Origin of the sequence: Bradyrhizobium septentrionale (assembly GCF_011516645.4) — a bacterium.
GTDB classification, from domain to species: domain Bacteria; phylum Pseudomonadota; class Alphaproteobacteria; order Rhizobiales; family Xanthobacteraceae; genus Bradyrhizobium; species Bradyrhizobium septentrionale.
Window position 1 is genome coordinate 2,293,483 of sequence record NZ_CP088285.1, and the last position, 22,159, is coordinate 2,315,641.

The following is a 22,159-nucleotide window of genomic DNA, read 5'->3' on the forward strand; positions in this document are numbered from 1 at the left end:
CGAACCAATTTCCATCCGACGCCGACAAAACTCCGGGCCGCGAAAATTGCCGCCGCCCGGAGTTTTTTCATGGACTGGGCCAATTACCTGTTCGGCTTCAAGGGCCGCGTCAACCGGGCCAAATTCTGGCTCGCAGGGTTGATCATCGTCTGCTCGATGATGTTCCTCGCCCTGCTGGTGGTCTCGGCCGGCCTTGGCGGCAAGGATGGGTTTGGCTTCAATGTCGACGACATCTTCCGGGCCTTTGACCCGGACAGCTACAAGTCGCTGACCTCTGCCGGATTGCCGGCGCTGCTGGTCAAGGCGAGCGGCACGGCGCTGTTCGTCTGGGTCTATATCGCGGTCTCGATCAAGCGCCTGCACGACCGCGACAAGAGCGGCTGGTGGATGGTCCCGTACTTCGCGATCCCCGGTCTCATGAGCCAGTTCTCAGGCCGGCTTCCCGACGAGTCTTATTTGATGATGGCCGCGGGCCTGATCGTCTTCGTGCTCTATATCTGGGGCTTCATCGAGCTCGCCTTCCTGCGGGGCACGTCATACCCAAATCGATACGGTCCCAATCCGCTGGGAAAAACCCATGACAGGCGAGGAGGCGACCGCGGCAGTGGGTCGCGCTCCGGGCGGGGCTGGGATCAGCAGAGCGAGCTCGAAATGATACCGCACAAAGCTGGTCCACCCGCGGTGTGACGTGTTAAGCGAGGCGCATGAATGATGCCGTCTCGATCACCCGCGATCTCGTTCGCTGCCCCTCCGTCACCCCGGCCGACGCCGGCGCACTCGGCGTTCTCGAAGGCCTGCTGAAGGCGGCGAGCTTCGACGTCCACCGCGTGACGTTCTCCGAGCCCGGCACCGCCGATGTCGACAATCTCTACGCCCGCATCGGCAGCTCCGCGCCGCACATCACCTTCGGCGGCCACACCGACGTGGTGCCGCCCGGCGATGAATCAGCGTGGACGATCGGCGCATTCTCCGGCGAGGTGAAGGACGGCTATCTCTACGGCCGCGGCGCCGTCGACATGAAGGGCGGCATCGCCTGCAGCGTCGCCGCGGTGCTGCAATATCTGCAGGACCATGGCGGCAAGCCACAAGAAGACGGCAACGGCTCGATCTCCTTCCTGATTACCGGCGACGAGGAAGACGTCTCGATCAACGGCACCGTCAAGCTGTTGAAATGGTGTGCCGAGCGCGGCGAGAAATTCGATCATTGCGTGCTCGGCGAGCCCTCCAATGTCGAGGTGCTCGGCGACATGATCAAGATCGGCCGGCGTGGCTCGCAATCCGGCACGCTTGTCGTCGACGGCGTGCAGGGCCATGTGGCCTATCCGCACCGCGCCTCGAATCCGGTGCCTGATATCTCGCGGCTGATCGTGGCGCTGAGCGACGAGCCGCTCGATCACGGCAGCGCGCAATTCCAGGCCAGCAATCTCGAATTCACCACGGTCGATGTCGGCAACACCGCCGGCAACGTGATCCCCGGCCAGGCGCGGGCGAAATTCAACATCCGCTTCAACGACAATCACACCCAGGAGAGCCTGCGGCAGCTGGTCGACGAGCGGCTGGCAAAAGCCTGCGGCAACCGCATCCGCGCCCACATCGACTGGCAACCGTCGAACTCGAACGTGTTCGTCACCAAGCCGGGGCCGTTCACCGACCTCGCCGTCGCTGCGATCGAGGAGATCACCGGCCGCAAGCCGGAGCTCTCGACCTCGGGCGGCACCTCGGACGCGCGCTTCATCTCGAGTTATTGCCCGGTGATCGAATTCGGCCTGGTCGGCCAGACCATGCATCAGATCGACGAGCGCACGCCGGTGGCCGATCTGCAGAAGCTGACGCGGATATATCGCGGCGTGCTGGACAGGTATTTTGCGTAATCCAGACGCTCGGCTAGACAAAAACATCGAAAACAACCCCATGCACAGTAGGGATTGGGGCCACTAGAGCCCCGTTCCGATTCCATCGGAACTGGGCTCTAGATTCTTGTTTTTGACGCGTTTTCTTCACGCGAACCGGTGTCCACTTCGCTCGAAAACGCTCTAGTAATCCACCCGCATCAGATAGAGCCCGTCCGGCGGCGCGACCGGGCCGCAAGCGGCGCGGTTGCGGGCGGCGAGCGCACCAAAGAGATCGTCCGCGCTCCAGCGGCCCTCGCCGACCCAGACCAGCGAGCCCACCATCGAGCGCACCTGGCTGTGCAGGAACGAGCGCGCCGACGTCACGATGTTGACGGCATCGCCGTCGCGGGTGACGTCGAGCTGGTCGAGCGTCTTCTCCGGCGACCTGGCCTGGCACTCGGTGTCGCGGAAGGTGGTGAAATCGTGCTTGCCGAGCAACCGCTGCGCGGCGTTGTGCATCACGTCAGCATCGAGCGCGCGCGGCACGCGCCAGACGCGGCCGATGTCGAGCGCGAGGTTCGCGCGGGTGTTGGTGATGCGATAGAGGTAGTGCCGCTTGATAGCCGAGAACCGTGCCTCGAAATCGTCTGATACGATATCCGCCGCCAGCACGCCGATCGGATTCGGCCGCAGATGCGCGTTCAGCCCGTCGCGAAAGCGGCCGGGCGGGAAATGCTTGGCGATGTCGCAATGCGCGACCTGGCCGCGCGCATGCACCCCGGCGTCGGTACGGCCCGCGCCATGCACGCGCACGTTCTCGCCGCAGATCGCCTTCACCGCCGTCTCCAGCGCGCCCTGCACGGTCGGCGCGGTGTCCTGGATCTGCCAGCCGGAGAACGGCGTGCCGTCATATTCGATGGTGAGCTTGTAGCGCGGCATCAGGCGAGCCGCGCGCCCGGCTTCAGCGGCGTGCCGCGCAGAAAATCCGCCGCTTTCATCGGCGCCTTGCCGGCGCGCTGCAATTCGAGAATCCGGACCGCGCCGTCGCCGCAAGCGACCGCAAATTTGTCGTCGAGCAGATCGCCCGGCTCGCCCGAGCCCTTGGCGAATTCGCAACGCAGGATTTTCAGCCGCACCGGCTCGCCTTCGCCGGCGAGCTCGCACCAGGCGCCGGGGAATGGCGAGAGCCCGTGAATGTGCCGCAGCACCGCATGCGTCGGCTGCTTCCAGTCGATTCGCGCCTCGGCCTTCTCGATCTTGGCGGCGTAGGTGACGCCGTCCTCGCTCTGCTTCGTAAGCTGCAAGCCGCCACGCTGCAGCGCGCCCATCGCGCGCACCATCAAATCGGCACCAAGCGGCGCCAGCGCGTCGTGCAGATCGGATGCCGTCATGCTGTCCGTGATCGGCAACCGCTCGGCCATCGCGACGTCGCCGGTGTCGAGACCGACATCCATCTTCATCACCATCACGCCGCTCTCGGCGTCGCCCGCCATGATGGCGCGGTTGATCGGCGCGGCGCCGCGCCAGCGCGGCAGCAGCGAGGCATGCAGGTTGAAGCAGCCGAGCTTCGGCGCATCGAGGATAGCCTGCGGCAGGATCATGCCATAGGCGACGACGACGGCGGCATCCGCGTCATGGGCGCGAAATTCCTCGAGCGCCTCCGGCGTCTTGAGCGTCTTCGGCGTCAGCACTGGAATGCCGAGGCGGCGCGCCTCCTGCTCGACCGGCGTCGGCTGCAACTGCAGGCCGCGCCGCCCGCCCGGCTTCGGCGCGCGGGTGTAAACGGCTGCGACCTCATGGCCATGGGCCACAAGCTCCAGCAGCGTCGGCACCGCGAAATCGGGCGTGCCCATGAAGATCAGGCGGAGCGGCATCAACAGCACTCGCTGCGTTCCCTCCCCCCTTGTGGGGGAGGGTTAGGGAGGGGGGTAGCCGCAACGGCGGTGCTTGCGGCTACCCCCCTCTCCGGCTCTCCCCCACAAGGGGGGAGAGAGCGCATCGCGCAAGCGGAAACGCTGCTCACGCTATCCTCACTCCGCCGCGCGCTTGGCGGCCTTCTCGAATTTCTTGAAAACACGGTCGCGCTTCAGCTTCGACAGATAGTCCACAAACAGCACGCCGTTGAGGTGGTCGATCTCGTGCTGGATGCAGGTGGCATAAAGCCCTTCGGCATCCTCTTCATGCACCTTGCCGTCGAGGTCGGTGAAGCGCAGGCGCACCCGCGCCGGGCGCTCGACCTCCTCGTAATATTCGGGGATCGACAGGCAGCCCTCTTCGTAGACCGACAGCTCTTCCGAATGCGAAATGATCTCCGGATTGATGAACACCCGCGGCTGCGGCGTGGTCTCGCCGTTCTCGTCGCGCTTGGCGAGATCCATGGTGATCAACCGCAGCGGCTGCGCGACCTGGATCGCCGCAAGCCCGATGCCCGGCGCGTCGTACATGGTCTCGAGCATGTCGTCGGCGAGCTTGCGGATCTCCGGCGTCACCTTCTCGATCGCCTTCGACACCAGCCGCAACTGCTTGTCCGGCAGAATGATGATTTCTCTGATAGCCATGGCCGCGATTTAAGCTGCGGGCATGATGCGGTCAATGCGTTCAGGAACCCCTTAAGGCGGCCTTAACCACGTTTCTTTACACAGCGTTAACCAGGACAATTAAGGGAGCGTTTACCATAAATGTTCCCTTTTCGTTCGGTGGCGACACCGAATCGGCTACAACTGCCGGCATGAACGAGATTCTCCTCACGATTGGCGACCTGCCGGTCCGCGTCTCCGACGCCTTGATCGGCCTTGGCGCGCTGGCGTTGATCCTGCTGCTGGCCATTGCGGTGGTGATCGCGCGCGCCAGCCGGCGCGGCGCGGAACTGGCGATGGCCCAGGCCATTCGGGCCGACGAGCTGGAGGAGCGGCTCGCCGACATGCTGCGGGCCCAGAGCGAGGCCTCAGGACGGGTCGATGCGATGGGGCAGGCGCTGGCCGGCCGCCAGGCCGAGATGGCCCGTGCCGTCAACGAGCGGCTTGACACGGTGACCCACCGGGTCGGCCAGTCGATGGAACAGACCACGCGCAACACGATGGATTCGCTGCGCGTGCTGCATGAGCGGCTCGGCATCATCGATCACGCCCACAAGAACCTCAACGAGCTCACCACCCAGGTCACGACGCTGCGCGACGTGCTCGCCAACAAACAATCCCGCGGCGCCTTCGGCCAGGCACGGATGGAGGCGATCGTCCAGGACGGCATGCCGAAGGGCTCGTTCGAGTTCCAGTACACGCTGACCACGGGCAAGCGGCCGGACTGCGTGGTGTTCCTGCCCGACCAGCGCCCGCTCTGCATCGACGCGAAATTCCCGCTGGAGGCCATGACCGCGCTGCACGATGCGCGCAGCGACGAGGAACGCAAATTCGCTAGCCAGCGGCTGCGCGCCGACGTGCTGAAGCATGTCAGCGACATCGCGGAGAAGTACCTGATCCCCGGCGAAACCCAGGACACCGCGCTGATGTTCGTGCCGTCGGAATCGGTCTATGCCGAAATCCATGACGGCTTCGACGACGTGATCCAGAAGGCCTATCGCGCCCGCGTCGTGCTGGTATCGCCCTCGCTGCTGATGCTGGCGATCCAGGTGATGCAGCAGATCCTGAAGGACGCCCGCATCCGCGACGCCGCCGACCAGATCCGCAACGAGGTGATGCATCTCGGCGATGACCTCGGCCGTCTGCGCGATCGCGTGCTCAAGCTGCAGAACCATTTCGGCCAGGTGAACGAGGACGTCAGGCAGATCCTGATCTCCGCCGACAAGATCGAGAAGCGCGCCGGCCGCATCGAGGAACTCGACTTCAGCAAGTCCGAGACCCCGATCGAGGTCCCCCGCTTCGTCAAGAGTGGCACGCCCGAGCTGTTCCCGGCCCCGCGCAAGCTGCAGGCGGGGGAGTGATTGTTGCTGACCGCAGCTGGCGCAGCATAATCGGTGTCATCGCCCGGCTCGACCGGGCGATGACAGTCTTTTTGGGGCCGAATCTGCTACCAACTGCACTATGACAGCGCCCGAAGTGACTGCGCCCCCGACGGAAAAAGCCACCCCTGCCGCCACCTCCTGGCGCGACGGCTTCGCGGTGTACCTGCAGCCGCGGGTGCTGATCGTGTTGCTGCTGGGCTTCTCCTCAGGCCTGCCGCTGGCGCTGTCGGGCTCGACGCTGCAGGTGTGGATGAAGGAGGCCGGGGTCGATCTCGGCACCATCGGGCTGCTCGCGCTGATCGGCACGCCCTACACGCTGAAATTCCTCTGGGCGCCGCTGGTCGACGCGCTGCATGTGCCGCTGTTCACGCAAATGTTCGGGCGCCGCCGCGGCTGGCTGCTGTTCTCGCAGTTGTTGCTGATCGCGGCGATCCTGGTGCTGGCGATGGCCGATCCGGCGCGATCGCCATGGTTCGCGGCCTTTGCCGCGCTGCTGGTCGCAGCCGCCTCGTCGACGCAGGACATCGTGGTCGATGCCTTCCGTGTCGAAAGCCTGCCTGAAAGCGAGCAGGCCGCCGGCATGGCATCCTATGTCGCAGCCTATCGCATCGGCATGCTGGTCTCGACCGCAGGCGCGCTGTTCATCGTCAGCGGGTTCGAGTCCGCCGGAGTGGCACGCCCGTCGGCCTGGATGTGGGGCTATGTGGCGATGGCCGCGCTGGTCGTGATCGGCATCGTCACGGCGCTGGCTGCGACCGAGCCGGCCCAATCGAAAGGCGCGGAGGCGGCGACGCATGCGCAGACCGCAGCCGAACGCGTATGGCACGCGGCGCTCGGCGCGTTCTCCGAGTTCCTCAGCCGCAAGGATGCATTCGCGGCGCTCGCCTTCGTGGTGCTGTTCAAGTTCACCGACGCGTTCTCGGGCACCATGACCGCGCCGTTCGTGATCGACATCGGCTTTTCCAAGGTCGATTACGCGGCGATCGTGAAGGGCGTCGGGCTTGCCGCAACCCTGATCGGCGGATTTGCCGGCGGCTTCGTGGCGCGACGCTATTCGCTCGCCACCAGCCTGTGGATCGGCGGCGTGCTGCAGGCGATCGCCAACCTCTCGTTCTCCTGGCTCGCGCATGTCGGCGTCGATCAATGGGCGCTTGCGCTGGCGATTACGGCGGAGAACTTCACCAGCGCGATCGGCACCGTGATCTTCGTCGCCTATCTCTCGGCGCTGTGTCGCAATCCGCTGCACACCGCGACCCAGTATGCGCTGCTCACGGCGCTGGCAGCGGTCGGCCGCACCTATTTGTCATCGGGCGCGGGCTATGTGGCGAAAGCCGTCGGCTGGCCGGTGTTCTTCGTGATCTGCGTGCTGGTCGCGATCCCGAGCCTGATCCTGCTCGCCTGGCTGCAGCGCCGCGGGCATTTTGACGAGCTGGGGCCGGTGCGGGTTTAGCGCTCAGCCGTCATCACCCGCGAAGGCGGGTGATCCAGTGTTCCAGAGACGTCCGTTGTTCGATGGAGAAGCCGCGGCGTACTGGATCGCCCGGTCAAGCCGGGCGATGACACCGCATTCCGGGCGATGACACCGCAATCGAGGCACGCACCTACTTCGCCACCACGCTCCACTTGGTGACGATGGCTTCGCTCATCTGGCCGGCGTCCTGAGCGCAGGCGACCTCGTCGACCTTCACCGAGATTTCCTTGCCGGTGAGACTCTTTAGCTGGGCAGCCTGGGCATCATTGGTCGGGATGAGCTGGAAGGTTTCGGGCCCGGTCTCGAGATTGCAGAGACCGTTGGGCGGCGGCAGGCGGCGCGGCTCGCTGGTGATCTGGTAGGTCGCGACGCGCTTGCCACGGTTCTTGGCATCGCGCACTTTCAGGGCGCTCAGTTCCCCCGACAGCACGTCGCCGGAGCGGATCATCTTGCCGGGCTTCTGCGGCGCGTCACCCTGCTGCGCGATCGCGCACGGCGCGGCGAAAGTGGCCGCCAGAAACGCAAAGCCCAAGCGTACGCCGAATCGGTGTGTCGTCATTTTCAGGAGTTCCGTATCTCAATTCGTCAGAGCGTGGATGACCGTCCCCGAATCGCCATCCACCCTATCATTTTGTTTCAGCGCGATCTTTTCGGCTGTCACCGATCGCCTGGCGAACACCCGCCGCGTCCGGCTTTCGATCGCGGGCTAGAACAGCGTCCGCTGCCGCATGGCTGCGGATAGCGTACCTTCATCGAGGTAATCAAGCTCTCCGCCGACCGGCACGCCATGCGCCAGCCGCGTCACCCGCACATTGGCCTCCGACAGCAGGTCGGTGATGTAATGCGCGGTGGTCTGGCCATCGACGGTCGCATTCAGCGCCAGGATGATCTCGCTGACCTCAGGCGCATGCGCCCGCGCCACCAGCTGATCGATGGTGAGATCCTGCGGGCCGACGCCGTCGAGCGGCGACAGCGTTGCGCCCAGCACGTGATAGCGGCCATTGGTTGCATTGGCACGTTCCAGCGCCCAGAGATCGGCGACATCGGCGACCACGACGATGATCGAGGGATCGCGGCGCGGATCGGTGCAGACCGTGCAGGGATTTTGTGTATCGATGTTTCCGCAGGTCTTGCAGACTTGGATCTTGTCGATGGCGACCTGCAACGCCGCGGTCAGCGGCGTCATCAGGGCTTCGCGCTTCTTGATCAGGTGCAGCGCCGCGCGCCGCGCCGAGCGCGGGCCCAGCCCGGGCAGCCGCGCCAGCAGCTGGATCAGGCGTTCAATCTCGGGGCCGGCAACGCTTGCAGCCATTTAGGTCGGACCAAATCCCGGCGGCAAGCCGAGCCCGCCGGTGAGCGCCATCATCTTCTCCTGCATCGCGGTCTCCGCCTTGCGGCGGGCGTCGCCAAGCGCGGTGACCAGCAAATCCTCGAGCACCTCGCGTTCCTCCGGCTTCATCAGCGACGGATCAATCTTGATGCCCTTCACTTCCATCTTGGCGGTCATGCGCACCGCGACCAGGCCGCCGCCGGAAATGCCCTCGACCTCGACATTGCCGAGCTCATCCTGCATCGCCTGCATCTTGGATTGCAGCTGTGCTGCCTGCTTCATCATGCCGAGAAAATCAGCCATGCGTGCGTTCCTATAATTTGATCAATCGTCGTCGCTGTCGGAAGTTTCAATTGGGTCTTCGCCGGTCGCATCCGCTACCGGAACCTCGGCGGCCAGGCGGCGGACCTCGACCACCTTCGTGCCGGGGAAGCGCGCCAGCACCTCCTGCACGCGCGGATCGGCCTCGGCGGCGCGCTGGTGCTCGCTGCGCGCCAGTTCGTTCTGCGAGCGTACGGTGGGCTGGCCGGCCTCGTTGGAGATGATCACGGTCCAGCGCCGCCCGGTCCACAATTCGAGCTTGCGCGACAGATCGGTGACGAGCGCGCGCTGCGCCTTCGGCTCGAGTGCGATCTCGAGCTGGCCATCCTCGATGCGCACCAGCCGCACATCGGCCTCCAGCGCACTCTTGGTCATGATGTCGCGCTTTTCGCCGGCGAGCGCGATCAGCTGCGGGAAGCTTGATATCCGCAGTGCCGGCGCGGCATCGGCAGCCGGCGCCGCCATCTGCGGACGCGCGGCGAAATCGGCACGTGGCGCCCCCTGCGAGGCACGCACCGGCGCCGACGACATCGCAGACATCGCCGAGGACGGCGCGCCGCGCGATGGCTGTGACGCGGCCGAGCCTGACGTCGCAGGCGCGGCGCCGCCGCCGTTCTGCTCGATCATCATCCGGATCGCTTCATCCGGCGTCGGCAGATCGGCGACATAGGCGATCCGCACCAGCACCATCTCGGCGGCGGCAGCCGGGCGCGTCGCGGTCTGCACCTCGGCAATGCCCTTGAGCAGCATCTGCCACATCCGCGACAGCACCCGCGTCGACAGTTTTGCGGCGAATTCGCGCGCGCGCACGCGCTCGGTCTCGCCGAACGCGACATTGTCGGCCGTCCCCGGCACGAACTTCACGCGGGTGACGAAATTGACGAACTCGGCAAGGTCGGACAGCACGACGACCGGATCGGCACCGACATCATACTGCGCGCGGAATTCGGCGAAGGCTGAGGCGAGATCGCCGCGCGCCAGCGAATCAAAGAGATCGATGACGCGGGTGCGGTCGGCGAGGCCGAGCATCTGCCTGACTGCGTCCGCCTTCACATTGCCTGCGGCATGCGCGATCGCCTGGTCGAACAGCGACAGCGAGTCGCGCACCGAACCCTCGGCCGCGCGCGCGATGATGCCGAGCGCCTCGGGTTCGACCTCGACGCCCTCCTTCGCGCCAATATTGCCGAGATGCTTCATCAGCAGGTCGGCCTCGACGCGGCGCAGGTCGAAGCGCTGGCAGCGCGACAGCACCGTGATCGGAACCTTGCGGATTTCGGTGGTGGCGAACACGAATTTTGCGTGCTCCGGCGGCTCCTCCAGCGTCTTCAGGAAGGCGTTGAAGGCCGCCGTCGACAGCATGTGGACTTCGTCGATGATGTAGACCTTGTAGCGCGCGCTGGCCGGCGCATAGCGCACGCTGTCATTGATCTGGCGGACATCGTCGACGCCGGTGTGGGACGCGGCGTCCATCTCCAGCACGTCCATGTGCCGGCTTTCCATGATCGCCTGGCAGTGCACGCCGAGGTCGGGCATGTGGATGGTCGGCCCCTTCACCGAGCCATCCGGCTTCGCATAATTCAAGGCGCGGGCGAGGATGCGCGCGGTGGTGGTCTTGCCGACCCCGCGGACGCCGGTGAGGATCCAGGCCTGCGGAATCCGCCCGGTCTCGAACGCGTTCGAGACGGTGCGGACCATGGCCTCCTGGCCGATCAAATCCTCGAAGCTGCAGGGGCGGTATTTGCGGGCGAGAACGCGGTACGGCTTTGCGGCCTCCGGCGCTCCTCCAAGATCAAAACCGCTCTGGCCTGCGCCTTCGGAGGGATGGGAGGGGGCGCCAGCGTCATTCATGCGTCGATCCGCAACTTGGGAATTGTCTCTTGCAGCCGGCGTGCGGATAGGAGCCGAAATCAAGCGCCGGGCGCGGAGACCGCCATTCCAGCACGATTCGCTCGGAAAAACAGGTAGGAGACTGACGAGCGACCCGATCCGGACCTCGTTAGGGCTGCTTCCTTCCGGACCTGACCCGGTTGGCGAGTGGCTCGTCCACCGCCAATCTCCCGGTCCCTATTTGGGGCCAAAACCGCCGGAAAGCAAGCGGCCTGACCGTGCTTTGTGGGACTTGTGTGGGAACACGGAAAGGCATTATTTGCCCCTCATGTCCGCCTCCAATTGGTCGCTGCATTCGCAGCTCAAGAAAGACACCATCGACATCGGCGACCTGCCGCTGTGCAAGGTGCTCGTCATCAAGGATGCTCATTATCCCTGGCTGCTGCTGGTGCCGCGACGCGACGGCGCGGTCGAGATCATCGACCTCGGCGAGGTCGAGCAGGCGCAGCTGATGACGGAGATCACCCGCGTCTCGCGGGCCCTGAAAGAGGTCACCAAGTGCGACAAGCTGAATGTCGCCGCGCTCGGCAACCTCGTCCCGCAGCTTCACGTCCATGTCATCGCACGCCGTACCAGCGACGCTGCATGGCCGCGTCCCGTTTGGGGCGTGATGCCACCGCTGGCGCATGATGCCGAGGAAGTGCAGAATTTCATCAGCGCGCTTCGCCGCAAGATCTGGTTGGGTTGAACTCCAATGTCCGCATTCGATTCCTTTCCGCTCGGCCAGCCGGCCTTCGTCACCCATGTGCTGGACCGTGCCGCGCATCTGCGCAGCAATGACGAAAAACTTTTCGCGCTGGAAGGCCACCGCGAAGCCCGCGCCTATGTGATCTATCGCGACTCGCTGGTGGTGAAGCAGGAGGATGGCGGGGCCCGCGCGCTGCTCTCGCTGGAGGAGGCCCGCAGCTTTGGCGCCAATCCCGGCACGATTTTCCTGGGGCTCCGCGATGCCGCGCCGATCTTCGGCATGGGGATCGCACCACAGGCGGCGGAAAAGCTGGTCGGACGTCCCGACGTCGCGATCACCGAATTGCGCGGCATGGCGATGCAGGGCGTGGTGCCGCCCGAGCAGCTCTCGGCCATCGCGATGGCGAAATCCATGGTGACCTGGCACCAGCGCCACGGCTTCTGCGCGAATTGCGGCACCCGCACGGCGATGAAGGACGGCGGCTGGAAGCGCGAATGCCCGAGCTGCAAGGCCGAGCACTTTCCGCGCACCGATCCGGTCGTGATCATGCTGGTCACGTCGGGCGACAAGGTGCTGATGGGACGGCAGAAGCAGTTCATGCCCGGCATGTATTCCTGCCTCGCCGGCTTCGTCGAGGCCGCCGAGACCATCGAGGACGCAGTCCGGCGCGAGATTTTCGAGGAGGCCGGCATCCGCTGCACCGACGTCAACTACTACATGACGCAGCCCTGGCCCTATCCGTCATCGCTGATGATCGGCTGCACCGCGCGCGCGACCAACGAGGACATCGTGGTCGACCGCACCGAGCTGGAGGACGCGCGCTGGTTCGACCACGCCGAGGCGACGCTGATGCTCAAGCGCCAGCACCCCGACGGCCTCGCCGGTCCGCATCCGTTCGCGATTGCCCATCATTTGCTCGGCCGCTGGGTGCATCACCGAAACCCGTTGGACCAGTAGCGGGAACCGGACATCGTTCTGCCGATTAGTCCGGGCACTGCTTGTGGCAGTTGACGGAACCATTGCGACGGACCCCTGCATGAATTTTCCGAACGGCGCCCCGAAAGTCCCGCCCCGCATCCTCTGCATCGGCCTGCCGGTCCGCGACCTGACCTTCCGCGTCAATGTCCCGGCGCGCGGCTCCAAGGAGAATGCGACGCATTTCGACGAGATTTGCGGCGGCAATGCGCTGAACGCCGCGATCGGCATCGTCCGGCTGGGCGGCCGCGCCTCGATCTGCGGAGCGATGGGCGATTCGCGGGAGACCTCGAGTCGCTACATCTTCGACAAGCTCGGCGAGGAAGGCATCGAGACCAACCATCTCATCCACATGCCGAACCTGGTGACCCCGATCTCGGCGATCATGATCGACGACACCGGCGAGCGCACTATCGTCACCTTCCGCGATCCCGAGCTCTGGAAGGTCAAGCTGCCGCCGACCGATCTGCTGCTAGAGGATTGCGCGGCGATCCTGACCGAGAGCCGCTGCGCACCGTTCTGCACCGAGCTGTGCGCCGAGGCCGTCAGGCGCGGCATTCCCGTGGTTGTCGACGTCGACCGCGCGATGTCGATGCGGGAAGGGCTGCTCACGGCCTCCTCCCATCTGGTGTTTTCCAGCGAGCCGCTGCAGGAGACCGCCGACGTCACCGACGACGGCCAGGCGCTGCACAAGCTCGCCAAGCTCACCCCCTCCTTCCTGGCCGGCACCCGCGGGCCGATGGGCACGATCTGGCTCAATGAGCAGGGCGAGCTCGAGGAAACCCCCGCCTTCCCGGTCCATACCGTCGACACGCTCGGGGCCGGCGACGTCTTCCACGGGGCGTTCGCGCTGGCCATCACCGAGCAGCAGGAGCTGCGGCAGGCGCTGCGCTTCGCCTCGGCCGCCGCAGCGCTGAAATGCACCCGCTTCGGAGGTGCTTATGCCGCACCGCAACGTGCTGAAGTTGAAGCGTTTTTGGGTGAGCACGCCGAGGCCCGGCCGGCCTGACCGGCCACGACCCGCTTGATTTGGAAGATTTTTCTCTATATGAGGGAGATTGAACCTTCATGTGGAACATTCTTCTATGACCGATGTCGCCATTCAGCTTCATGACAACAACCGCCGCCTCGACGCGATCGACCGCAAGATCCTGACCGTGCTGCAGGAGGATGCCTCGCTCTCCGTCGCCGAGATCGGCGACCGGGTCGGGCTGTCGTCGACGCCGTGCTGGAAGCGCATCCAGCGGCTGGAGGCCGACGGCGTCATCCTGCGCCGCGTCGCGCTGGTCGACCAGAACAAGATCGGGCTCGGGATTTCCGTGTTCGTCTCGGTCGAGAGCGCCGACCATTCGGAAGCCTGGCTGCGCAAATTCGCCGACGCCGTCAGCGCCATGCCCGAGGTGATGGAGTTTTACCGGATGGCCGGCGACGTCGACTACATGCTGCGCGTCGTGGTCGCGGACATGCAGGCCTATGACGTCTTCTACAAGAAGCTGATCTCGGCCGTGCCGCTGAAGAACGTCACCTCGCGCTTCGCGATGGAGAAGATCAAGTCGGTGACGGCGCTGCCGGTGCCGGCGGCGTAAGCGCCGCCTCCTGAGCTGTCATCGCCCGGCTCGCCGCCTGCCGAGCTGTCATCGCCCGGCTTGGCCGGGCGATCCAGTACGCCGCGGCCTCTCGGCTCAATCGCTACCGTCTCTGGAATACTGGATCACCCGCTTTCGCGGGTGATGACACCATTCTTCGCCGCAAGCAGCGCGCTCAAATCTTCTGATTGTACTCGCCGACCTCGGGATGCGTGCGCAGCACGGAATCCATCGCCTCGAACATGTCGTGCATGCGCTGCTCGCTGACCGGGCTTTCCACCACGACCACGAGCTCCGGCTTGTTGGAGGATGCGCGCACCAGGCCCCAGCTGCCGTCCTCGACCGTGACGCGCACACCATTGACGGTGACGAGATCGCGGATGCTCTGGCCCGCGACCTTCGCGCCGTTCTGTTGCAGCGTCTCGAAGTGCTTCACCACCGCATCGGCGACGCCGTATTTCGCCTCGTCGGCGCAATGCGGTGACATGGTCGGCGACGACCAGGTCTTCGGCAGCGCATCCTTGAGGTCGGCCATCGACTTGCCGGGCGCGCGGTCAAGCATCTCGCAGATCGCGATCGCCGAAACCAGGCCGTCGTCATAGCCGCGGCCGAACGGCTTGTTGAAGAAGAAGTGGCCGGATTTCTCGAAGCCGGCGAGCGCGCCCAATTCATTGGTGCGGCGCTTCATGTAGGAATGGCCGGTCTTCCAGTAGACCGTCTTCGCGCCCTGCTTCTGCAATATCGGGTCCGTCACGAACAGCCCGGTCGATTTCACGTCGACGACGAACTGCGCGTTCGGGTTGATCGCCGACATGTCGCGCGCCAGCATGACGCCGACCTTGTCGGCAAAGATCTCCTCGCCGGTGTTGTCGACCACACCACAGCGGTCGCCGTCGCCATCGAAGCCGAGGCCGACATCGGCCTTGTGCGCCAGCACCGCATCGCGGATCGCGTGCAGCATCTCCATGTCTTCCGGATTCGGATTGTATTTCGGGAAGGTGTGATCGAGCTCGGTGTCGAGCGGGATCACCTCGCAGCCGATCGCTTCCAGCACCTGCGGCGCGAACGCGCCCGCGGTGCCGTTGCCGCAGGCCGCCACCACTTTCAGCTTGCGCTTCAGCTTCGGCCGGTTGGTGAGGTCGGCGATGTAGCGCGCCGGATAGTTCTCGTGAAACTGGTAGGAGCCGCCGGTCTTGTTGTCGAACGCGGCGGTGAGCACGATCTCCTTCAACCGGGTCATCTCGTCGGGGCCGAAGGTGAGCGGGCGGTTGGCGCCCATCTTGACGCCGGTCCAGCCATTGTCGTTATGCGATGCGGTGACCATCGCGACGCAGGGCACGTCGAGATCGAACTGCGCGAAATACGCCATCGGCGTCACCGCGAGCCCGATGTCGTGCACCTTGCAGCCGGCCGCCATCAGGCCCGAGATCAGCGCGTATTTGATCGAGGCGGAATAGCCGCGGAAATCGTGACCGGTGACGATCTCTTGGCGGACGCCGAGCTCCGCGATCAGCGCGCCGAGCCCCATGCCCAGCGCCTGCACGCCCATCAGATTGATCTCCTTGTTGAACAGCCAGCGCGCGTCGTATTCGCGAAACCCGGTCGGCTTCACCATCGGCTCGGATTCGAAAGCATAGGTGTTTGGAACCAGCGCGGGTTTCGGCTTGGGAAACATCAGGAATGGCCTCGTGGGAATGCGGAGGAACAATGCCGCTGGCTTTAGCGAATGCATCGCCGCAGCGGAAGGCAGGATTGACGGCTTGTGGCTAATAATTACGGCAGATTTGGCGTCGGTGAAACACTGTCGTCATCCACCCATCCTTGCACGGCGGCGCAATACGCCACGCTGTTGCGCCCTACGAGCTGCTTGACCGCTAATCGCTCCGACCCAGCATGGTTTCTGCAGGGGTGGCGCCAGGCATGGACAGGCATTGCCGTGCGGTTGTTATTTCAGCCGCTCCCGGCGCTCTGCAATCTGCGCGTCGAATAATTGACACGTCGGGCAACTCACCGATATATTTTCATCGTCGCAACAATTAAGCCCGCACCGGAAAATCCCGCTGCGGGCTTTTTGAATCAGACAGGACGCTGTCGGCCAATACACTGCCGAGCGCGCCGAAATTGGCCACCGCAACGAACCGAACTGGCTGACAGCCAGGGCCGACCCCGCCGATAGACGGGCGCCCGGCGAAGACGATGGGCAAGCCGAACCGGAAGCGACACTTCCGCGCCCTCGCGCAAGCTATCCTTCAAGCACTCGCCTTCAACACATAACGCCAACCCAACCCTCTCCGCGAGGTGCGGTCACGCACGGGCTCACCCGAAGGTGTCCGCAATACTGTAGGTGATGATCATGCCTGATTACTCTCTGGTGCCGGTGGACCATCAGCCGGACTTCGATGACTACTCGCTCGTTCCCGTTGACCACGATCCGTTCGCCGCGGATGGCGTCATTCAACAGGCGCAGATTCAACAAGATCAAGCGCAGCCGCAAGGCCCGGCGCAGCAACAGCCCCCAGCGGGAGCCGGTCCGACTTTGGATCAAGGCGCCGCCAAAACCGCTCCGTTTAGCGGCCACGCCAATCCGACGCCAACAGACGCTCTTCCATCACACGGTCGCGCAATTCCCTTGCTTGAGAATGGTAAAGTCGACAGCTACTTTTACGCAAGAAACTCGACTGGCACTCCGCCAGAAGGCCCTCAGGTTACTACTGCGAACCGTAATCTCACAATCACTGCCACTGACAGCGCCAAACCCACGAATTTCGGTGGGGTTTATGGACACACGCTAACGTTCTCAGAACCCGGTAGCAATAATTTGAGAACAATCACCGCTGCCGATCCAACTGGCTTGTTGGTAGCGACCCCGGTAGAAGATAATCCAAACCTCCTGAGTGTCAGAGAGTACAAGGGCTACTGAATAACCGCCGGCCGAGCGGGCACATTCCCGATGTATTGTCGATGGCTGCCGAACACATGCAGACCAATGCCAATTGGCAAAATGTGAGTTGGCGAAACGGGACCAAGGGCCGGCTAGAAGCTCGCTTCGCCGAGGTTCGCGCACCACAGCGGAAGACATGGAGAGGTCTTATGAAGCTTCTGAAGACCGGGATACTCGTACTTTCGCTAACCGTGACGGCGACCGTTGGGCTCGCTGCGGATGATGAAATTTTCGCTGAATTTGCGACTGTGGAGACTGGGGTAAACCATTATGCTGTCGAACGCCTCGACCACAAGAACCAGAAGCTTCATCATTGCACCGCAGTCTTCAACGCCGAGACTAAGCAATTGACCGGTCAATGCACCGAGAGGCCCGGCTTTCCTGAGAAACCAACCGGCAAAGGACCTAACGTACAGGGAGGGATTTCAAACATTTTTGGCGGATTGCCAGTGTTAGGCGCTTGGAAAATCGATCAGACCACCGGGAAAACTGAGTTCTGTATTTCAGACTTCGCTCAGTGCGTGGGGGTAACTCCGCAATAGACATTTACCAAAATTGCCGAGCTGGCCCAGTCCAAGCCGCAAGGCCCGCCGCAGCAAGGTATCCGACCAATGACCTATCTCAAGGTGAAGTGGATTCACGCGTTATGCCACCGACCCGTGCTTATCTACAGTGAGTTGGATGACGAACATTGGGAGCTCCGTAAGGTCGAAATCCTTCCCGACGGAAGGATCGGGTATGCCAACGCGCTGACTTACACTCAGCAGGTTCCAGATTACAGCGCATGGGTTGGATCTTGGTATGGGTACAGAAAGTATTGGCATGACGGCAAGCCAACGGGGTCGAGAATGCCTGATTGGAATCGATACAAATATTGAGTCATGTCGATGAAAATGTTCGCGCTCGCGGGAGCCTTATGCCTTCTGCTCTCCAGTTCAACGGTATGCAAAGCAAACTCCGGCCCCTGGTGTAAGCCGGATGTCGTGACTTTGACTTTCAAAAATCAACAAGGTGGGGATCTTGCGAGGATCGAACTTCGCACCCGCAAGGCAGCTTGCGACCGAAACCCGGAAAAAAAGGGTTTGGGGTAGGCTTGGAACGGTCGATGCGCATTGAACACAATGGGCAATGGACTGATGTGCCGAAAGAGTGTCTATCAGTTTTTGCTTTTGGCGTAGATGAGGTGTCGCTATCGGGTGACGATGCCGGCCTAGGCATAGCTATTATTGGGAAACCGACGGAGAGAGACGAGAGTTTGAAAGTCACGATATTCAAACACAGCGACGAAGTCTCTTGCTTTCAGGTCGTGCGCTGCCCGAATGTCGACGATCCGCCCGGCGAAATTAGAGAGTGCAGTAGGGATTTACAGTGAGTATGCCGGGAGACCGGCCCGACACTCTGCGAAAGCGCCTCAGGTCTGATGTTGCCCGCGCCGTCGCGAAGATCGACTCGATTACCCTCTCATTCCCAAAATGTGCAGCGCCCTGAATTCCCTCGAGGCTACTTGTATGTCCGCCTTCCTCAGTTTCGGTGGAATTTTCTGCCGTTCTGAGGAGACGATCCGCATCACGGAGGAAGACATCCAGCGGAAGACTTGGATAGGGCTTTGATGCCAATCGGCCTTACTGCTCCAGCAACAACTTGCCGTTGGCGTATTCGAAGCGCTTCAGCTTCGACAGGAAGGACAGGCCGAGCAGGTTTTCGGACAGCGACTCGTCCGGCAGCACCAGGGCGTCGACGTCGCGCACGGTGAGGCCGCCGAGCTCGATCATGGCGATGCGGGCACGCGCGGCCTTGATGGTGCCGTTGGCGGTAGTGACGCGCGAGGTGTAATCGCCCGGCACCGGGCGCAGGCCGAAGCGCGCGGCAGAGCTCTCGTTCAGGGCAACCACCGAGGCGCCGGTGTCGACCATGAAGTTGATGCGCTGGCCGTCGATGCGGCCGTCGGTTGCGAAATGGCCGCGGGGGTCGGGTGAAATGCTCAGCGTGCGGGCGCTGGCCTGCGCCACCGTGACGGCGGGGGCGATGGTCTGCTTGGCCGTGGTTGCGGCGGCGGGCGCCATCTTGCTGGCCATCTGGGCCATGAAGGTGCCCAGCCCGATCAGGATGGCCGCGAAAATCATCAGGTTACGCATGACACCATACTCGGAAAACCGAACACGCAATTTCACCACGCCGCACGCCCCGCCGCGAGCAAGCGCGGCAGCGCGAGGCTGCCATTTTGGCGAAAAGGATGAGCGAAGAGTTAATGCCAGCCCGTGAGAGGCGGCCAAACGCCATCGGCCGCCTCTCACGGAAGGATTTTGCCGGCTTTCAGGCCGACTTTCAGGCCGTCTTGGCAACCGGGCTCGGCATCGCAACGCGCAGCGCGTAATAGACCGCGCCCGCGATTCCGACCCCGAAGAACCAGCCATAGACCGCCCACCACGCCGGCAGGATCGAGGTGAAGTTCGGCAGCACCGACGAGAACAGGGCGCCGATGGCGGCTGCGATCAGCGCGCTGACGTTCCAGCCGTTCTGAAAGCGATATTCGCCGTTCTCCTGATACAGCGCCGGCACGTTCACGCGACCTTTGGCGATCAGATAATAGTCAACCATCATGATGCCGAAGATCGGTCCCATCGTCGCGCCGATCAGTCCGACGAACGAGGCGGCGTTGCCCTCCCAGGGCGCGAACGGATACAGCGCCAGCGCGATCAGCGCCGCGATGTAGCCGCCCTTCTTGAAGTCGATATGCCGCGGGAACACGTTGGAGAAATCGAACGCCGGCGAGACGAAATTGGCGACGACGTTGATGCCGAGCGTGGCCACCGCAAAGGTGACCGCCGCGAGCAGCGCCAGGAACCAGCTGTCGAACTTCGCCGAGATCTGGTCAGGATGCAGCAGCACCTCGTGATAGACGTTGAACGCCGCGATCGTGGTGACGCCGGCGACCAGCGAGAACAGGATCAGATTGACCGGCAGCCCCCAGATATTGCCCTTGCGCAGCGCATGCACGTCCGGCGCATAGCGCGAGAAGTCGCAGAAGTTGAGATAGAGCGCGGCGAAATAGGTGATCCAGGTCGCGGCGACGGCGCACAGCGCCGGGAACGAGCCGGGCACGCCAGGCACGCCGGCTTCCTTGGTTTTCTCCAGCAGCACATCCTGCGGGATCGGGGCCGTCAGCGAGATGCCGCCGGCCGCGATGCAGAGATAGACCGCGAGGATCAGCATCATCAGCCACACCGCCGGCCCTGCCCAGTCCTGGAAGCGGCGCACCGTTTCCATGCCGCGCTGGATGATCAGGAGCTGCAGCGCCCAGATCACGACGAAGCAGATCACCTCGAGCGTGGAATGGCCGAGCATGTGGCTGGACTGGTGGTGTTCAACCGGCATGATTCCCGACATTTTGGACCGGCATGATCCCCGACAGTTTGGGTTAAGCGGTCTGTTCGCCCGGTTCGCGCAGCCCCTCACGAGGCGGAGCGAACCGGGTGAACAGGCCGCGGCGGTCGATGAGACCGACGTCGAGGTCGCAGAAGCGGACGACGTGGTCACCGGTATCGAGTTCGGCGATGCCGACAAGTTCGTTCACCAGCGCCTGACCGATAAAGACGAACTTGCCTTTCCATTTAATCTCCCCATTGCCGCGAACACGGCGGGCCTGGTGATCGGCGTCATACCAGGGGTCTTGCTCGCGATCCGGCATGGTGCGTTGAGATGCTCGATAGGCGTCCTCCGGCGGCCGTTGGCCCAGCGCTTCGTGAGGACGTTCCTTATTGTAATGCTCTCGGAAGGCGTCAAAGCGGGCCTGTTGCTCGGACGCATTATCTGCCGGTGGGCTCGATGTTTGCGCCTTCAAGGTGCGATGCATGCGCTCATGGCGACCGTTCTCCTGCGGCGAGGCCGGACGGATGAAGTGCGGCGTAATGCCGAGCTTCAGCCACCAGACCGACAATGTGGTGAGACCGCCGGCGCCGCGCGAGCCGAACGGCGAACCATTGTCGCAGCGGATTGCCCGCGGCAGGCCATGCTCGCGGAAAGCCCTCTCGAAGCGGGGGCGGACGCCCTCGGTCGTCGGTGCGACGATCTGCAGTTCGATCAGGAAGCGACTGTGGCTGTCAGCCACCGTCAACGGATCAATCCGGCACTGGTCGCGGGTGCGGAACCAACCCTTGAAGTCCACGCTCCACTCGTCGTTCGGCTCCTGCACCGGCGTGCAGGGACGCCGCTGGTCGAGCGGACGGCGGCGGCGCTTCACCGGCGAGATCAGCCCCGCGCGCTTGAGAATGCTCCCAATCGTCGACGCCGCCGGCCAATCGATCTCCGGCGCCTGGCGGTCAAGCAGGGCGAGCAGCTTGCGCGGTCCCAGATAGGGAAAGCGCTGCCGAGCCGCGATCACCTTCTCTGCAATCGCCGCATCGGTCGTTTGTCGGCATTGCTGCGGCGCGTGCGAACGGTCCCTGAACCACTCCGGATCGCCGCTCTGCTTCCGCTGGCGCCATGCGTAAAACGTGTCGCGGCAGATACCGTGACGGCGGCACAACTCCGACACGCTCCAGTTCCCGCTCTCGTACTCCATAAGCATCCGGATACGCTCTTCCATCCGACTGGTCTCTCTGAACGGCATCGTCGGGCCCTCCCGCCGATGCTTCTAGAAACCTGTCGGCAATCATGCCGGTCTAAACTGTCGGGTATCTATCCGGTCTGTACCGAAGCCGTCGATGCGCGTCAGCAGCGCGACGATCGCACCCGAGGCCGCCGCGGTCTGCGCGCCGTACCAGAAGCAGGCGACGATGGCGCGGACCAGGGCCGGAATGTTGGCGCCCCAGATCCCGAACGAGGCGCGCGCCAGCACCGGATAGGGCACGCCGGTCCGCACGCCGGCATTGCCGATCAGGCTCATCAGCACGAAGATCACCAGCGAGCCGGCACCGATCGCGAGGATGAAGTTGACGAAACTGCCGCAGAGCAGGAACAGGCTGGCGGCGAGATAATAGCCCCACAGGCTGTGCACGTCCGACGTCCAGACGTTGAAGATGCTGAAGGCGCCCCAGTTGCGTTCCCTGGCCGGCGCCAGGTCTTCGTTGTAGAGCGACGGCGATGCGTTCTTGATCTCCATGGCGGCGTCCCCAAAAGCGAGCCCGTGATCCCAGCGCGCAAATCTAATCACCGTTTGCGCGCGCTCGCC

The 22,159-nt window shown here is 63.8% G+C and carries 22 protein-coding genes, 1 other RNA gene and 2 pseudogenes; 12 read left to right on the forward strand and 13 right to left on the reverse strand.

What is annotated here, in order from left to right; genetic code table 11:
* Nucleotides 1–69: 69 nt before the first annotated feature.
* Both HAP48_RS12740 and dapE read left to right on the forward strand, forming a co-directional pair.
* Entirely contained in the window at nucleotides 70–687 is a 618-nt protein-coding gene (locus tag HAP48_RS12740) for a DUF805 domain-containing protein (RefSeq protein WP_166213513.1), read from the forward strand.
* Nucleotides 688–704: 17 nt separating this feature from the next.
* Nucleotides 705–1,871, forward strand: coding sequence for a succinyl-diaminopimelate desuccinylase (gene dapE, locus HAP48_RS12745; RefSeq protein WP_166213512.1), 1,167 nt, complete (start codon nucleotides 705–707; stop codon nucleotides 1,869–1,871).
* A 162-nt stretch (nucleotides 1,872–2,033) separates the two neighbouring features.
* On the opposite strand, the gene truA is transcribed toward dapE, so the two are convergent.
* The 3 genes from truA to def form a co-directional block, all read right to left on the reverse strand.
* Nucleotides 2,034–2,771, reverse strand: coding sequence for a tRNA pseudouridine(38-40) synthase TruA (gene truA, locus HAP48_RS12750; RefSeq protein ID WP_166213511.1), 738 nt, complete (start codon nucleotides 2,769–2,771; stop codon nucleotides 2,034–2,036).
* Nucleotides 2,771–3,706, reverse strand: coding sequence for a methionyl-tRNA formyltransferase (fmt, locus tag HAP48_RS12755; RefSeq protein WP_166213510.1), 936 nt, complete (start codon nucleotides 3,704–3,706; stop codon nucleotides 2,771–2,773). The genes truA and fmt overlap by 1 nt, the downstream gene beginning before the upstream one ends.
* 156 nt (nucleotides 3,707–3,862) lie before the next feature.
* Nucleotides 3,863–4,390 (reverse strand): peptide deformylase, encoded by a 528-nt coding sequence (gene def, locus HAP48_RS12760; RefSeq protein WP_166213509.1) that lies wholly within the window; start codon nucleotides 4,388–4,390, stop codon nucleotides 3,863–3,865.
* A 170-nt stretch (nucleotides 4,391–4,560) separates the two neighbouring features.
* Here def and HAP48_RS12765 point away from each other — a divergent pair, with 170 nt between their 5' ends.
* Both HAP48_RS12765 and HAP48_RS12770 read left to right on the forward strand, forming a co-directional pair.
* Complete coding sequence (locus HAP48_RS12765) at nucleotides 4,561–5,769, forward strand: DNA recombination protein RmuC (protein ID WP_166213508.1); 1,209 nt, start codon at nucleotides 4,561–4,563, stop codon at nucleotides 5,767–5,769.
* Nucleotides 5,770–5,869: 100 nt separating this feature from the next.
* Entirely contained in the window at nucleotides 5,870–7,240 is a 1,371-nt protein-coding gene (locus HAP48_RS12770) for an AmpG family muropeptide MFS transporter (RefSeq protein WP_166213507.1), read from the forward strand.
* Between the two features lie 151 nt (nucleotides 7,241–7,391).
* Here the strand turns inward: HAP48_RS12770 and HAP48_RS12775 are convergent, their stop codons facing one another.
* The 5 genes from HAP48_RS12775 to ffs form a co-directional block, all read right to left on the reverse strand.
* Complete coding sequence (locus HAP48_RS12775; RefSeq protein WP_166213506.1) at nucleotides 7,392–7,820, reverse strand: hypothetical protein; 429 nt, start codon at nucleotides 7,818–7,820, stop codon at nucleotides 7,392–7,394.
* Nucleotides 7,821–7,967: 147 nt separating this feature from the next.
* Nucleotides 7,968–8,573 carry a recombination mediator RecR gene (recR, locus tag HAP48_RS12780; RefSeq protein WP_028335942.1) on the reverse strand — a complete coding sequence of 202 codons (606 nt, stop codon included), beginning with the start codon at nucleotides 8,571–8,573 and terminating at the stop codon, nucleotides 7,968–7,970.
* Complete coding sequence (locus HAP48_RS12785) at nucleotides 8,574–8,894, reverse strand: YbaB/EbfC family nucleoid-associated protein (protein WP_166213505.1); 321 nt, start codon at nucleotides 8,892–8,894, stop codon at nucleotides 8,574–8,576.
* A gap of 21 nt (nucleotides 8,895–8,915) precedes the next feature.
* Nucleotides 8,916–10,760 (reverse strand): DNA polymerase III subunit gamma/tau, encoded by a 1,845-nt coding sequence (locus HAP48_RS12790; RefSeq protein ID WP_166213504.1) that lies wholly within the window; start codon nucleotides 10,758–10,760, stop codon nucleotides 8,916–8,918.
* Nucleotides 10,761–10,873: 113 nt separating this feature from the next.
* Nucleotides 10,874–10,970, reverse strand: an RNA gene (ffs, locus tag HAP48_RS12795) — signal recognition particle sRNA small type.
* A gap of 97 nt (nucleotides 10,971–11,067) precedes the next feature.
* Between ffs and HAP48_RS12800 the strand changes: the two genes are divergently transcribed.
* From HAP48_RS12800 to HAP48_RS12815, 4 genes are all read left to right on the forward strand, one after another.
* Nucleotides 11,068–11,487 carry an HIT domain-containing protein gene (locus tag HAP48_RS12800; protein WP_166216446.1) on the forward strand — a complete coding sequence of 140 codons (420 nt, stop codon included), beginning with the start codon at nucleotides 11,068–11,070 and terminating at the stop codon, nucleotides 11,485–11,487.
* Nucleotides 11,488–11,493: 6 nt separating this feature from the next.
* The gene (gene nudC, locus HAP48_RS12805) at nucleotides 11,494–12,444 is read left to right on the forward strand and encodes an NAD(+) diphosphatase (RefSeq protein WP_166213503.1); all 951 of its coding nucleotides are present in this window, start codon (nucleotides 11,494–11,496) and stop codon (nucleotides 12,442–12,444) included.
* Between the two features lie 79 nt (nucleotides 12,445–12,523).
* Nucleotides 12,524–13,471: a sugar kinase gene (locus HAP48_RS12810; RefSeq protein ID WP_166213502.1), complete on the forward strand. Its 948-nt coding sequence runs from the start codon at nucleotides 12,524–12,526 to the stop codon at nucleotides 13,469–13,471.
* 76 nt (nucleotides 13,472–13,547) lie between these two features.
* Nucleotides 13,548–14,048 carry an Lrp/AsnC family transcriptional regulator gene (locus HAP48_RS12815; protein WP_024578797.1) on the forward strand — a complete coding sequence of 167 codons (501 nt, stop codon included), beginning with the start codon at nucleotides 13,548–13,550 and terminating at the stop codon, nucleotides 14,046–14,048.
* A gap of 175 nt (nucleotides 14,049–14,223) precedes the next feature.
* Here the strand turns inward: HAP48_RS12815 and HAP48_RS12820 are convergent, their stop codons facing one another.
* Complete coding sequence (locus tag HAP48_RS12820) at nucleotides 14,224–15,723, reverse strand: phosphomannomutase/phosphoglucomutase (RefSeq protein WP_166213501.1); 1,500 nt, start codon at nucleotides 15,721–15,723, stop codon at nucleotides 14,224–14,226.
* Between the two features lie 678 nt (nucleotides 15,724–16,401).
* On the opposite strand from HAP48_RS12820, the gene HAP48_RS12825 reads away from it, so the two are divergent.
* The 4 genes from HAP48_RS12825 (at nucleotide 16,402) to HAP48_RS12835 (ending at nucleotide 18,361) form a co-directional block, all read left to right on the forward strand.
* Nucleotides 16,402–16,968 (forward strand): hypothetical protein, encoded by a 567-nt coding sequence (locus tag HAP48_RS12825; protein WP_166213500.1) that lies wholly within the window; start codon nucleotides 16,402–16,404, stop codon nucleotides 16,966–16,968.
* A gap of 170 nt (nucleotides 16,969–17,138) precedes the next feature.
* Entirely contained in the window at nucleotides 17,139–17,531 is a 393-nt protein-coding gene (locus HAP48_RS12830; RefSeq protein ID WP_166213499.1) for a hypothetical protein, read from the forward strand.
* 69 nt (nucleotides 17,532–17,600) lie between these two features.
* Nucleotides 17,601–17,867, forward strand: a complete 267-nt coding sequence (locus tag HAP48_RS50730) for a DUF6881 domain-containing protein (protein ID WP_420869865.1) — start codon at nucleotides 17,601–17,603, stop codon at nucleotides 17,865–17,867.
* A 227-nt stretch (nucleotides 17,868–18,094) separates the two neighbouring features.
* On the forward strand, nucleotides 18,095–18,361 hold the full coding sequence (locus tag HAP48_RS12835) for a hypothetical protein (RefSeq protein ID WP_166213498.1): 267 nt from the start codon (nucleotides 18,095–18,097) through the stop codon (nucleotides 18,359–18,361).
* Between the two features lie 250 nt (nucleotides 18,362–18,611).
* Here the strand turns inward: HAP48_RS12835 and HAP48_RS12840 are convergent, their stop codons facing one another.
* From HAP48_RS12840 to HAP48_RS12855, 4 genes and pseudogenes are all read right to left on the reverse strand, one after another.
* Nucleotides 18,612–19,124, reverse strand: a complete 513-nt coding sequence (locus HAP48_RS12840; protein WP_420869866.1) for a TIGR02281 family clan AA aspartic protease — start codon at nucleotides 19,122–19,124, stop codon at nucleotides 18,612–18,614.
* Between the two features lie 190 nt (nucleotides 19,125–19,314).
* A pseudogene (locus HAP48_RS12845) lies at nucleotides 19,315–20,358 on the reverse strand (cytosine permease); the annotation flags it as partial.
* 49 nt (nucleotides 20,359–20,407) lie between these two features.
* On the reverse strand, nucleotides 20,408–21,574 hold the full coding sequence (locus HAP48_RS12850) for an integrase core domain-containing protein (protein ID WP_224496526.1): 1,167 nt from the start codon (nucleotides 21,572–21,574) through the stop codon (nucleotides 20,408–20,410).
* A gap of 120 nt (nucleotides 21,575–21,694) precedes the next feature.
* Nucleotides 21,695–22,090 (reverse strand): annotated as a pseudogene (locus HAP48_RS12855) (cytosine permease); the annotation flags it as partial.
* Between the last annotated feature and the right edge of the window lie 69 nt (nucleotides 22,091–22,159).